This window comes from Mangrovimonas aestuarii, from assembly GCF_028767185.1.
GTDB lineage: Bacteria > Bacteroidota > Bacteroidia > Flavobacteriales > Flavobacteriaceae > Mangrovimonas_B > Mangrovimonas_B aestuarii.
This window is the reverse complement of sequence record NZ_JARACK010000013.1, coordinates 1-13127: the sequence shown is the minus strand read 5'-3', so window position 1 is coordinate 13127 and position 13127 is coordinate 1. Positions and strand designations below refer to the sequence as shown.

Genomic DNA, 13127 nt, shown 5'->3' with positions numbered 1-13127 from the left:
TTTCTTCCCAATCAATGAACGTCGCTTTTTCGCTGGGCGTGCCCCTCTCAAAGCGGCTGCAAATATAAGACCGTTAATCAACAAGGCAAGCTTTTCCTCTCCTTTTTTTGAAAGTATTTTTATTGGAACTGAATTTCAACTTGTTGCGACTATTTTTTTCAACCTTTGAACATAATTATTACTATATATAGTAAGTTGTTTAACTATATCAACATATAAGCATTGTTTTAATGCTTCATAGATTCTTGTTTAATTGTCACAAGCCTAACTCCTTGTCCTTCTTGTTCGAGTTTAATTTACCCCCTTTATAAATAGATCTAGAATCAAAGAAAATAATAAAGGTGGGAATCTCTGTGATGTAATGTCATTTATGTATTAAGCCGAGACCTATCTACCCCCAATTTGATTGTTTGGACTCATTGAAGAAAGTTACATCTAATATGACTATATAAGTAAGTCAATAGAACTTTTAAAAATGAAAAACAGACGCATAGTACAATCTATAATTGATTTTTTAGGCCATTTTCTAAAAGAAAGTTGGTGCAGCTGAACTTTGGGTTTCGACAAAACCCTATCTTTACGCTAATCTAAAGAAACCATACAGAAATCGTAAGTACCAATTAATTCATAAACTAAACTATATATAATGAAGGTTACTGCTGAAAAAAACGAAAAAGTTGCCAAAATGACTTTTGCATCTATTTACCCTCATTACGTGAATAAAGTTGAGAAAAAAGGCAGAACAAAAGATGAGCTTCACAAAGTAATAGAATGGTTAACAGGATTTGATGAAGATACGTTGCTAAAGCTTATTCAAGAGAAGGTAATATTAGAAACGTTTTTTCAAAGAGCAAAATTACATCCTAATGCCCACCTCATCAAAGGAGTAATTTGTGGTTATCGAATTGAAGAAATTGATTTTGATTTGTATAAACAAGTAAGATACTTAGATAAGCTAGTTGATGAATTAGCTAAAGGTCGTAAAATGGAAAAAATTTTACGAGAAGAAAAAAAATAATAATTGAAGTTTACTAATAAAAAAAAACAGGTGTTTTTGAGTTCAAGTACGATATAAATTCTCATTGAAAAGCAAGCCTGTCTAACGATTCTAGATACTTGTTTAAACATTTTGTTTAGACTGTTCTTCTCCAATTCCATTGATCCTCAAACCATTCGTACTTCACTACAAGCTATTATACACTTACAGTTAGAGAATCTAATTAGGTATAACAGACTTTTTAGTTTCTAGTTACGAAATCTAAAAGTTCTAGCCCTTTCATACTCTATTTACAACTACTTAAATTATAGGATATAAGTCTCCAGAAAACACATTCATTACGTTAGTAATAGGCATACCCAACTAACTAATTCTAATAAACTTTAAACAAATCTAATCTATAATTATTATCTATTTTTTTAGTGTGTTAAAACCCCATGCAATCAAAAAGAATCCTATTCCACTAATTATTGGAGGCCATAACACTTTTGGTGCATAAAATCCTCCAAAATATATTAATGCTATTCCAAGTACAAGTAATAAAACCGCAACTATTGAAAGAATTTTATTTTTTTCCATAATAATTATTTTACTGTAGTTGGCACATAAAATGATGTGGTTGTTACCTATGCTTTATCCAAGCTCTTATACTTTAGATATCAAAGTTCGCATAAAGGAATATTGACTATTTATAAATAATTTCGATTATCCAACACTAGCGTCAACATACGCGATTGTATTTTCGGCCAATCTTCCAAGTGCCCAAACTCCCGATGGTGAAGCATGAATACCTGGGAGAGTTCCCTTTACAAAATCTTCATAAACTATTGCAGAATCTACCCCATGCTTTTGCCCCACAAACTGTGAATATACTTTACGTGCCATATCGCAAACAAAAAACTCTGCCCCATTGTCCTGTAACCCTTTAATCCCTGCTAATCCAGGTATTGGAAAAACACCTTCCTCTGGCTTATAATATGGGTTTCTTAATGCAGACTTTTTGGTAATTGGATCATTAAATCCAAAAAATTCTCCAAGATTATATTTCTCTATGGTTGCATCATCTAATGCAAAGATCATCCCGTGATGTCTTAGAACACAGAGTAATCCCAGTTCATTTTCAGTTGTCCCGGTTTCCTTGTTGGTAATATAGTAAACGTTAGACCACATAAGCCCCCAAGGATTAATTGATGACATATCAAAAGCAATCGGATGTGCTTTTTTCCCTATTTTTTTTATTATGGGATCTAAATCTCCATCTCCTTTTGGTATGCTTCCTAACGTACTAGGAAATTTAGTTTGATCAACACCTGCTTGAATAGCTTGTGGCATCAAAGTCAATCCCGCGGCTACAGCAGCACCTGTTGCTACTCGTCCAATAAACTCTCTTCTCGTGCTCGAAATTTTTGTTTCCATTTTATTATTAATTAGAGTTATATATTTAATTAGTAATTCCTAATTGTCGCCTACTTAAATCTATAGGTTAGATAGCTCCTTCAGATTGTTCATTACTAATCTTTTATTGATTTAATGCATTAGGGAAATCAAACAGATGTCTTGTTTTTACAATAGACATCTAGAATTAATTAAACTTCAATGAGGGGAATAGATATTAAGTGGTTTCTATTCATGATATCAAGATTTAAGGAGAGTTATGAAGCGTAGGAATATAAAGGTACGATTTTTTAGCCTTTTGACCTTTCCATAATATGCAGTCTTTTAACTTTTTAAGCACATAATATTAACCCCTTAAAAAAACAACAGCTTACTATAAGAGAGAGCCTTATAAAACTTCCTGATATTTTTTTTTAATCTCTTTTAGGAACAATAAATAATTGTAGTGAGTTTTTATAAATCAAATTGTGATTACAAACTATTCTTCATATAATCCTCTCATCATGAATAAAGTTGCCTTACTACTTCTAATCTTACTAATTTTACTAAAAGCCCTAGACTCTATAAATCCTATAATTGATGTTCGCCTTAATTGATATATAGAACACACTTTCAAGACTTTACCAGGCGTGCCAGACTCTTATAAAGATTTTAAATCGGGAGTTAAACCTACTTAAAAAAATATAAGAATGTTACAGTAATGAAAAAGCGGAGGGGTCTAAAATGATAACTCCTTCTCTTTAATGGGGATGTACCCTCAAGTATATAGTAGGCTTGGTACTTTATTATGGATAGAAAACCATCCTTTAGCTAGTTTTTCTGAAGAATTTTTAATAAAAGTAAAAAGGGAGCTTATCGCTAGAATAATGTAAGGTTCAGATGCCATGTATTGACCAGAAAATATTGAAAAGAAAATCAAAAAGTTAAACTCTTTTGAATTCCTTAATGAAACTGATAAAAGATTTTTTAGTATAAAATACTAGTAAGTTCTTGAACTAGACGATTATAAACAAAAGTAAGCGCCCCCCTTTAATCAACTATTCGCTTACATTAACCTAATGTTCAATTTATTAATTATCTTTCTGTCACGCACTAAAAGAACCAACATGCTTTTCAACAATCAATTATACATCAACCATTCTCAATAATAAATCATCATAAATGAAATACAGTTTTTACTTGATAGGGTTTCACCGGAGGAATTAAAATCCGCCAAGCCCGAAATGGAGAGTTATGCGTTTATGGTTCATTCCTTTTTCGAAAGCACAGGAATATCAGTTAAGAGAAAGATAATCTCTTTTGATGTTGTGGACGACCTTGTTGGAGGAGTAATACAGGTAACTTGGAATAAGCTTGAATTGTGGATTTATGAATGGTGTGAGGCTAGAAACCCGGCTGCAGGAGAATGGTTTGAATGGTTGAAAAATGAGATTAAAAATAAATCGAATATAGAATTTAGAGAACATTAATTAAACTTAAATATGCCGAGTATCGCGATTTCTTACCATCAGCAAGATGGTACATGTAGCTAGTTTTAAAGGTCACAATATATTCACTAAATATTATAGATAGACTAAATAAAATCTAAACAAAGAAAAATGAAAACAATAAAATTTACTTTAATCTTATCACTATTAATTGTGTTGCCATTTATTTTCATTTCGAGTTGTAACCAAAGATTGAATGACAGGGATATTGAACCAAACCATACAGATTTATCAATTTTTGAAAATGAAATTGAACTACGGCTACGGGAATTTGAAAAACACTTAAAAAATGGTGACTCAATTGCCTTAGGTAACATGTATTTAGAAAATGCTGTAATAATGCCTTCTATAATTGGAAGACAAAATATTATTAAAAACTTTGGAAGTATGATTAGAAATGAAATTACTGGTTCAAGCTTTAAAACAACAAGCTTATGGGGAAATGACCAATTACTTATTGAAGAAGGAACAGGTACTTGGTATCATAAAAGTGGAAAAGAAGTTGGAGAGGGAAAATACCTAGTGGTTTGGAAAAAAGATAATGGAAATTGGAAAATATTACGTGATAGCTGGTTTCCCAACAAGAAAAACTAAAATATTTAAGCCCACACGCAACTTTTAGTAAAACTCATTTAAAATCATTATTGAAAATTTTAACATAACACACAATGAAAATAATAACAATAGTTTTACCTATATTTTTTCTTCCACTATTCTTTTTTGGACAAGAAGTCTCATTAATTAGTGATAAGCTAAATAAATTTAACAATGTCAGAGACTTTTACATTTCTTCAAGTAAAGATGAAGCCTATTTCACTATCCAGAGTCCAAATCAAGATTTATCGCAAATAGCAGTTGTAAAAAGTGAAAAATGGGATAAACCTTCATTACTTCCTTTTTGTGATGGCTATTCTTATTTAGAACCATTTTTGTCTAAAGATGGTAAGAAACTTTATTTCGCTAGCAATCGTTCAAAACAGGAAAATGTCACAGCTCCTAGTGACTTTGACATTTGGTATGTGGAAAGGAAAGATAAAAATAGTAAATGGTCAAACCCAATTAATTTAGGTCCTCAAGTAAATTCAGAAAATGATGAATTTTACCCTACCCTCGCTGATAATGGAAACTTGTATTTTACAATGGACGCCCTAACAGGTTTAGGAAAGGATGATATTTACTACTGCATTTGGAATGGGTCAGATTATTCAAAGCCAATTTTATTAAATAACAATATTAATAGTGAAGGATATGAATTTAATGCTTTCATTGCCAAAGATGAGAGTTTTATTATCTATACAAAGTATAACACAAAAGACGGCTTTGGTAGTGGAGATTTATATATAACAGAAAAAAATAGTAACGGAGAATGGAATACTGCTAAAAATATGGGAAACATCATTAACACTAAGTATATGGAATATTGTCCTTTTTATGATGATAACACTAACACCCTGTATTTTACAAGTAGAAGAGCGAAACTTATCCCGAAAAAGTTTAAGAATATTGATGAATACCAGGAAATAATTATAGGAGCTGAAAATGGATCAAGCAAAATTTATTGTTACAAGATAAAGTTATAAAGTCAAAACTACCAGTGTTTACTGTTCATTGATTCGTAGCTTTTCAGCGGAAATATTAGCGGCTAAGCTATAGGATTAGACTAATTCCTATCTTAACTTTAGGAACAAACCATTCAACTAATCCTTAGGCTCAATATGACATGAAAGAAAGCAACTTAACAAAACACATCGCAAATATCACATCGCTTTCAGAAAAAGAAGCTACTGAAATTATCGACTTTTTCGATTATCAATCGTACAAAAAAAAAGAAAAGCTACAACTTTCTGAAAACCCTTGCTATAAGTTGTTTTTTGTTTCAGAGGGTTGCTTACAATTATATTTTATCGATGATTTAGGTAACACAAAAACGACACAGTTTGCCATAGAAAATTGGTGGATAACAGACTTTTTGGCATTTCAAAACCAAAACCATTCAGAGTTTTTTATAGAAGCTGTAGAAAACTCAAAAGTTTTCTCAATTACTTTTTCAAACTATCAGGAGCTTTTAGAAAAACATCCAAAAATGGAAAAGTATTTTAGGACAATATATGAAACAGCTTTTGGTTCAGCCTTAATGCGCTTTAAATATATCTATAGCTTTTCTAAAGAAGACATTTTCTTTGAATTTCAAACTCAGTTCCCTGAATTTGTACAACGAGTACCTCAGTATCTTTTAGCAAGTTTTCTTGGCTTGACTCCTGAATATCTAAGTGAGATAAAAAGAAAAAAACTTTCTTAAACTAGCTTAATTTTTATGACTAATCATATAGATACCTTTGTGTTTCATAAGAAAAGGATAAATGAAAAAAATTGAAAAAATCGTTGTTGTTGGCGGCGGGTTTGCAGGGCTGGAATTTGTAAAAACATTAAGCAATACAACTAATTATGAGATTATTTTGGTAGACAGCAATAACTATAATTTCTTCCCTCCTTTAATTTATCAGGTATCTACAGGTTTCATGGAGCCATCTGCTATAAGTTATCCCTTTAGAAAAATTCTACGGAAATTTAAAAACGTTCGTTTCCGACTAGGCTCCCTAGAAAAAGTTGTGCCTAAAGAAAATAAAATAATATTGAGTAACGGAGAGTTGAACTACGACATTTTGGTAATGGCCACTGGAACAGAAACTAACTTTTTTGGCAACCAAAACATTTCAGAAAAAAGTTTGCCAATGAAAACCATTAGTGATGCCTTGTCGCTCCGAAATGTTATTCTTACTCGTCTTGACCGAGCAACAAGGATCGAAAACGTAACAGATAGAAAAAAATACTTAACCTTTGTTATTGCTGGTGCAGGACCTACTGGAGTTGAGCTTTCTGGTATTTTATCAGAAATGAAGGCTTCTATAATTATGAAAGACTATCCAGAGCTAAAAGAAAAAGAACTTGGAGGAATTTATTTAATTGATGGCCAAGAATCTGTTTTAGCTACTATGTCTAAAAATGCTCAAAAATATACATCACAAAAACTCTCCGAATTAGGAGTTAATCTAATAATGGATACTTTGGTTAAAGATTTTGACGGAGAAAGTGTGTTTTTATCCAATGGAAGGGAAATTCAATCAAAAAATCTTATTTGGGCTGCAGGAGTTTCAGCAAAAACATTTGAAGGGTTTTCTAAACAATCATTTGGAACTGGTAAACGTTTGAAAACAAATCGATTTAATCAGCTCGATTTTTACAGCAATATTTATGCATTAGGAGATTGTTGCTTAATTCAAGGAGATGAAAACTATCCTAATGGGCATCCACAATTAGCTCAACCAGCTCTCCAACAAGCAAATAATCTAGCTAAAAATCTTACCAGAAAAAAAGATAACTGGAAACCATTTCATTATAATGACAAAGGCTCTCTAGCCATTATAGGAAGAAACAAAGCAGTATTGGATTTTCCTGAACAAAAGTATTTTATGAAAGGGTTTGCTGCTTGGATTATATGGATTTTTGTACATATAATGGGACTAGTAAACTTTAAAAACAAATTAAGAACAATATATAACTGGTTAAGTTACTACATCTTTAAGGACCAATACTTTAGAATGATAATAAAACCAACGGAAAGAACTGATAAATTATAAAAATGAAAAATGTCAAACTTATAGCATCAATGGTTATTACATCAATTTTATTTACTTGTAATTCTAATAAGAAAAAAGAAATAATATCAGAACCAGAAACTGTTGTTACCGAAAATGTTTTGTTTTCAAAACCAGCTCAAGCAGAAAATTGCAGTCCAAGATTACTAAAACGAAATGCTGAGAACGGACTTATTCTGCTTTCTGAAAAACAACTAGTGGAAGTTCGGGAAAAAGCGAAAAGTTTGGATAAAAATTTACCCATAATTGGTCTGTTAATGTATGATAACGTATTGACGACTGAAATAACTGCACCACTGGACGTTTTTACAAAACACACGGAAGACGGTAAAAAGCTCTTTAATGTAATAACAATTGCCGAAACTTACGATTTTGTAGTTAGTGAAGAAGGTTTAAAAATGTTTCCCGATTACAGTTTTGAAAACACTCCTCAATTGGACGTTTTAATCGTTCCAAGTGCTTACGATATGACTCTACAGGTACAGAATAAAAACTTAGTTGATTTTATTAAAGCGCAAAACAATAACACAGAATTCACCGTGAGTAATTGTGGTGGTGCTTCATTAATTGGCGAGTCGGGAGTGGCTGATGGAAAGAAAATTGTGACTTGGATTGGAGGAGGAGAAGACTTGCAAAAGAATTACCCTAACCTAAAAGTCCAGAATGATAGGGAAATCAGCTTTGTTGAAGATGAAAAATTCTTGTCATCAAACGGAAATTTAGCTTCATATATTTCTTCACTTGAATTATTAGAAAAAATGACAAGTTTGGAGCATAGAAAATTTGTAGAGTCTTATTTGTATCTCGATAGACTTAAAGAATGGAAAAATAAATAATGTACCCAATACAGCTTGTACTCATTACATCAGAAATATTCTTATGGAAGACCTTGCGACTGAACTATGGGTTTCAACTAATACATTTTTTTTAAACTTTAACGATTCATGGCCGTTATTTGTTATACGAACAGAATAGTACTCTAAATGAAAGATAATTTGACTGACATTTTAAATAAAGACTGTTTATTCTCCACAAAAAGAGTTTCAATAGAAAATTGGAATCATATTGAATCTGAATATAACTTTAAAGACTTAACAGAATCTGTTTTAGAGATAATGACTCTAGCAGTAACCAGATCTCTTCCCGATGGTTGGCAAGACTTAAACACTCATAAAAAAGCTGAAAACTGGATTAATGACCGAAAAAGAGATAGTTACTTCTATGTTATTAGATTCGTTGAAACTAAAAAAATAATCGGATTTTTATTTCTCTATACAGAAAATGAAAGAAATAAAACATTTAATTTAAGACTTGGATATCTTCTTGAAGAATCGACTTGGAGAATAGGGATTGGGAGCGAACTAATAAATGGGCTCATTAAATGGGGGAAAAACACCAACGTTATCAACTCTATTTCAGGAGGTGTAGAAGAAGATAACACTGCATCTATAAATGTACTATTAAAAAATGATTTCCATAAATCAATAGATTACGAAATGCCAAAAGGTACTTTACTCTATAAAATTGATCTTAAAAAATAATTAAGGTCATTAGCTATAAGCAATTGAGGAAAAAGGAATAAATCAAAAACAACGGTCGGTCATAAAGAGAAATGTTGAGAATGTTAACATGGAAATCGTTAATATTTCATACCAACGAATGGGTAATAAAAACGATTTAAATAAAACACTACAAGCTTGAGTTAAATAATCTCAATCATGGTGTATTCTATTACGATTCAAAAAGCTCTGAAGATAAATACCGGTCACCACGATCGCAAATAATACTAACAATAACACCTTCTTCAAGCTCGTTAGCCAAACGTAGAGCCGCCAAAGTGGCTCCACCACTACTCATTCCTGCCAAAATTCCTTCTTCCTTAGCTAGTCGCCTGGACATTATGATGGCCTCTTCTCTACCAACCTCACGAATTTGGTCTACACGTGATGGCTCAAATATTCTGGGCAAATAGGCCTCTGGCCATTTTCTAATTCCAGGTATATTTGCTCCCTCTTTGGGCTGTACCCCAACAATTTGCACGTTCTCATTCTGTTTCTTCAAATATCTTGAAGTCCCCATAATGGTACCTGTCGTGCCCATTGCGGAGACAAAATGGGTAATCTTACCATTAGTATCCCTCCAGATTTCAGGCCCAGTACCTTTGTAGTGGGCTTTCCAATTATTATCATTAGCAAACTGATTAAAGGAAAAATAACCTTTATTGGCTACTTTTTGTTCAGCATAATCGCGAGACCCTTCAATACCCTCAGGATGTAAGGTAACTGTAGCGCCATACGCCCTCATAGCTTGTACTCGCTCTATAGTAGCTGTATCTGGCATTACCAACTCTATATCCAATTTAAAAATACCTGCTATCATAGCCAGAGCAATCCCCGTGTTACCACTGGTAGCTTCAATTAATTTCGTGTCAGAGTTTATTTGTCCAGAATCTAAAGCTGTCTTGATCATATTATACGCAGCACGATCCTTAACGCTACCTCCAGGATTATTACCTTCAAGTTTAAAATACAAATCTACATTGGGATTCGTGTTTAGTACAATTGAACGTACCAAAGGGGTGTTTCCAATTATGTCTACAATGGTATTACTCATAGCTTCTTTTCAATTATTTCTACTTGAGGATTGTGGGTAACGACGGAGTTTGGAGGAATAGATTTAGTTAGCCAGGTATTTCCCCCAACAATACTATTGGCACCAATTATGGTATTTCCTCCTAATATGGTAGCATTGGCATATATAGTTACATTCTCCTCAATAGTTGGATGTCTTTTAGTATCTCGGTCTTCCTTCTTAACACTTAACGCTCCCAGTGTTACCCCTTGATAAATCTTAACATTGTCTTTTATTATGGTTGTTTCTCCAATAACAATTCCTGTTCCATGGTCAATAAAAAAAGAGGCTCCAATAATTGCCCCTGGATTGATATCTATTCCCGTTTTTTGATGAGCGTACTCTGTCATAAGTCTTGGAATTAGTGGAAGACCTAGTTTATAGAACTCTCTAGCCATTCGGTAAACCGCAATGGCATAAAAGCCAGGATATGCCAGATACACCTCGTTGATAGAACGCGCAGCAGGATCATGGTTTAAAATTGCGGAGGCATCCTTTTTTAAACTCAAAAATAATTTGGGAATAGCCTCGGTAAAGTCTTCCCAGGTTTTACACGGTTTTCCTTTAATGTCGGGACAGGCCAGATCTCTGATTTTAATAAATAAGTCCTCGAGTTTAGAAAGTGCTTTGTTTATCTCTGTCTCACTATCAAAAAGGGCATTAAAAAGTAATTCGGTAAATTTCTGAGTCTCTGTCTTTAGTGAACCCGAAATAAAAACCTCATTTTTTTGTTGATTGACAATGGCTATTATATTCTTATTTTTCATTTTATTTATGGCCTTTAACAACATTTACGCCTACAAATACGTAAACTCATCTAAAATTACTATTTAATTATTTAGATACCAATCATATGATTTAACAAGTGATTACCGTTCTAGAAATAATTTACCCTACAATATCTTTTTTTGTTTTAAAATGGCTAAAAAAGAATACTTTTAGTCCTAATTTATAACATATTATGAATAATAATTCTCAAGAAAATTAACCGTTAAAGACAAATAGTAATGGGGAAAAATGGACCAATGCCAATATTCAGAACAGCAGACGACTATATTGAAAGTCAATCGAAGGAAGCGCAATTGATTATACGTGAACTATGTGGTCTCATCATGGAAGCTGTTCCTGAAATGGTGGAAATTCATAACTCTAAAGTACCTTCTTTTTGCCTTGTTCCAGGAGCAAAACCTGAGCAACAAATTATGATAGCTGCTTATAAAAACTATGTTAGTTTTTATCCTTATCAAGCCTCAATAGAACATTTTGCAGACGAGCTAAACAATTTTGAACTCGGCAAGGGAACTGTCAAGTTTTCTTATAACGCCCCCCTTCCCAAGGAACTCATTAAAAAAATGGTAATTTTTAGAAAAGAAGAACTATTAAATAAATAGAACAAAGACAGATATTATGGACCTTTAATGCTTCAATACAATTCTTTTGAAATTTCTACAGTCTTTGTAATAATAAAAACCTCAGAAAATGAAAATAACTCTGATAAGCATACCAGTCCGTGACCAGGAAAAAGCCCTAAAATTTTATACTGAGAAATTAGGCTTTATAAAAAAGAAGGACTTACCATTAGGAGAAGGGAATAGATGGCTAACCTTGGTTTCTAAAGAATGGCAAGATGGACCAGAACTTCTATTGGAGCCAGCGCCTAACCATTTTAGACCGTCCAAAATATATCAAGACGCATTGATGGAAGCAGGTATTTCATATACACAATTTGACGTTAAAGATCTAGCTTCTGAATATGAAAGGCTGACGAATCTTGGTGTAGAGTTTAGTATGAAGCCCACCAAAATGGGATCGGTAAAAGTAGCCGTTTTAAATGATACCTGTGGAAATAACATTCAACTAGTGGAGGAATTGCACAGTTAAATAATCAGCAATATTCAAACCGCCCTGTAACACATTATATAAGGCTAGTTATTAAATAATGTTTCTAAAAAAAACCATATTAACAATCTTAATACTTGTTGGATCTGGATGTGAATTACAAGCTCAGGATACCCGAACAATTAAAGTTAAGGATAACTTATATTTTGTCGGCGACAGAACGTTCTCTTGCTTTTATGTAACTAAAAAAGAAGTTATTGTTATAGATCCACTAGATTCACTTCGGGCAACAGCTACTATGAAGGAAATTCGGAAAGTCACGCAAAAACCCATAAATAAAGTTTTTTATAGTCATAATCATTGGGATCACATAAGTGGCGGACAAGTATTTAATCAGACTAATACAGAATTTATTTCCCATACCATAGCAAAAAATAATATCACGCCTAACCCAAATGTCATTACACCAACAGAAACTTGGAAGGGTGACAAGAAAACATATAGTTTAGGAAACGGACAAGATTTAGAATTATACTATTTTGGACCAAATCACGGAGCTGGTATGACAGTTTTCCGATTCGTTGAACATAATGCCATTTTCATTGTAGACCTTGTAGTGCCAGATAGAGTTTTATATGCATATCTGCCCGATGCCAGTCCTATAAATTGGGTTAGAAGTTTAAAAGAAATACAGCAGCTTGAATTTTATGATGTGTATATGGCTCATATGAGAGTTGTGGGCAATCGTAACGACATAACCTTTATGCAGGAATATTTTGATGCGCTTTATAAGAGCGTTGAAAAAGAATTAGATAAAGGAACTTCATTTTTTGACATTCCCTACACAGTGAAATTACCACAATATCAGCACCTGAAAAATTACGACAAATGGTTACCTATGAACGTGTGGCGCATCTTGATGGAAAAATCCATAGGTAAATAAAAATCTGTATAAAAATAATCCGTAGTTATGTCTATGGTCGAGATTTAGTAATTAAAACTAGCATGTTGAAGAAATGGGTAGACAACAAATTGCCTCTTCAAGAGAAAGAAATGGCTGTAGAGCTCTACAGAACGACATAGATTATAATCCAGAAACGATAAAAGCAATACATTCTGCTT

Annotated in this window: 15 protein-coding genes; 11 read left to right on the top strand and 4 right to left on the bottom strand. The window is 32.7% G+C overall.

Features of this window, described 5'->3' with window-relative positions; all coding sequences use genetic code 11:
• The first annotated feature begins 646 nt into the window (after positions 1–646).
• On the top strand, positions 647–1018 hold the full coding sequence (locus PWU04_RS13255; protein ID WP_274476610.1) for a DUF2200 domain-containing protein: 372 nt from the start codon (positions 647–649) through the stop codon (positions 1016–1018).
• A gap of 390 nt (positions 1019–1408) precedes the next feature.
• Here PWU04_RS13255 and PWU04_RS13250 read toward each other — a convergent pair whose 3' ends face one another.
• Entirely contained in the window at positions 1409–1576 is a 168-nt protein-coding gene (locus tag PWU04_RS13250; protein ID WP_274476609.1) for a hypothetical protein, read from the bottom strand.
• A 126-nt stretch (positions 1577–1702) separates the two neighbouring features.
• Complete coding sequence (locus PWU04_RS13245; RefSeq protein WP_274476608.1) at positions 1703–2413, bottom strand: twin-arginine translocation signal domain-containing protein; 711 nt, start codon at positions 2411–2413, stop codon at positions 1703–1705.
• Between the two features lie 1130 nt (positions 2414–3543).
• Between PWU04_RS13245 and PWU04_RS13240 the strand changes: the two genes are divergently transcribed.
• The 7 genes from PWU04_RS13240 to PWU04_RS13210 all read left to right on the top strand — a co-directional run bounded on the left by PWU04_RS13240 (position 3544) and on the right by PWU04_RS13210 (position 9076).
• Positions 3544–3861: a DUF4760 domain-containing protein gene (locus PWU04_RS13240; RefSeq protein ID WP_455028105.1), complete on the top strand. Its 318-nt coding sequence runs from the start codon at positions 3544–3546 to the stop codon at positions 3859–3861.
• 129 nt (positions 3862–3990) lie between these two features.
• On the top strand, positions 3991–4473 hold the full coding sequence (locus PWU04_RS13235) for a YybH family protein (RefSeq protein ID WP_274476606.1): 483 nt from the start codon (positions 3991–3993) through the stop codon (positions 4471–4473).
• Positions 4474–4547: 74 nt separating this feature from the next.
• Positions 4548–5459 (top strand): hypothetical protein, encoded by a 912-nt coding sequence (locus PWU04_RS13230; protein ID WP_274476605.1) that lies wholly within the window; start codon positions 4548–4550, stop codon positions 5457–5459.
• A gap of 140 nt (positions 5460–5599) precedes the next feature.
• Positions 5600–6178: a Crp/Fnr family transcriptional regulator gene (locus PWU04_RS13225; protein WP_274476604.1), complete on the top strand. Its 579-nt coding sequence runs from the start codon at positions 5600–5602 to the stop codon at positions 6176–6178.
• 61 nt (positions 6179–6239) lie between these two features.
• Complete coding sequence (locus tag PWU04_RS13220; protein WP_274476603.1) at positions 6240–7517, top strand: NAD(P)/FAD-dependent oxidoreductase; 1278 nt, start codon at positions 6240–6242, stop codon at positions 7515–7517.
• Positions 7518–7519: 2 nt separating this feature from the next.
• Positions 7520–8371 (top strand): DJ-1/PfpI family protein, encoded by an 852-nt coding sequence (locus tag PWU04_RS13215; RefSeq protein ID WP_274476602.1) that lies wholly within the window; start codon positions 7520–7522, stop codon positions 8369–8371.
• 147 nt (positions 8372–8518) lie between these two features.
• A complete protein-coding gene (locus PWU04_RS13210) occupies positions 8519–9076 on the top strand; it encodes a GNAT family N-acetyltransferase (protein WP_274476601.1) in 558 nt (185 codons plus the stop codon).
• Between the two features lie 190 nt (positions 9077–9266).
• Here the strand turns inward: PWU04_RS13210 and cysM are convergent, their stop codons facing one another.
• Together cysM and epsC are read right to left on the bottom strand one after the other, a co-directional pair.
• Positions 9267–10148: a cysteine synthase CysM gene (cysM, locus tag PWU04_RS13205; protein WP_274476600.1), complete on the bottom strand. Its 882-nt coding sequence runs from the start codon at positions 10146–10148 to the stop codon at positions 9267–9269.
• Positions 10145–10933: a serine O-acetyltransferase EpsC gene (gene epsC / locus PWU04_RS13200; protein ID WP_274476599.1), complete on the bottom strand. Its 789-nt coding sequence runs from the start codon at positions 10931–10933 to the stop codon at positions 10145–10147. Before epsC ends, cysM begins: the two co-directional genes overlap by 4 nt.
• Before the next feature lie 240 nt (positions 10934–11173).
• Here epsC and PWU04_RS13195 point away from each other — a divergent pair, with 240 nt between their 5' ends.
• The 3 genes from PWU04_RS13195 to PWU04_RS13185 all read left to right on the top strand — a co-directional run bounded on the left by PWU04_RS13195 (position 11174) and on the right by PWU04_RS13185 (position 12948).
• Positions 11174–11557: an iron chaperone gene (locus PWU04_RS13195; protein ID WP_274476598.1), complete on the top strand. Its 384-nt coding sequence runs from the start codon at positions 11174–11176 to the stop codon at positions 11555–11557.
• An 88-nt stretch (positions 11558–11645) separates the two neighbouring features.
• A complete protein-coding gene (locus PWU04_RS13190; protein WP_274476597.1) occupies positions 11646–12047 on the top strand; it encodes a VOC family protein in 402 nt (133 codons plus the stop codon).
• A 58-nt stretch (positions 12048–12105) separates the two neighbouring features.
• The gene (locus PWU04_RS13185) at positions 12106–12948 is read left to right on the top strand and encodes an MBL fold metallo-hydrolase (protein ID WP_274476596.1); all 843 of its coding nucleotides are present in this window, start codon (positions 12106–12108) and stop codon (positions 12946–12948) included.
• Positions 12949–13127: the final 179 nt, after the last annotated feature.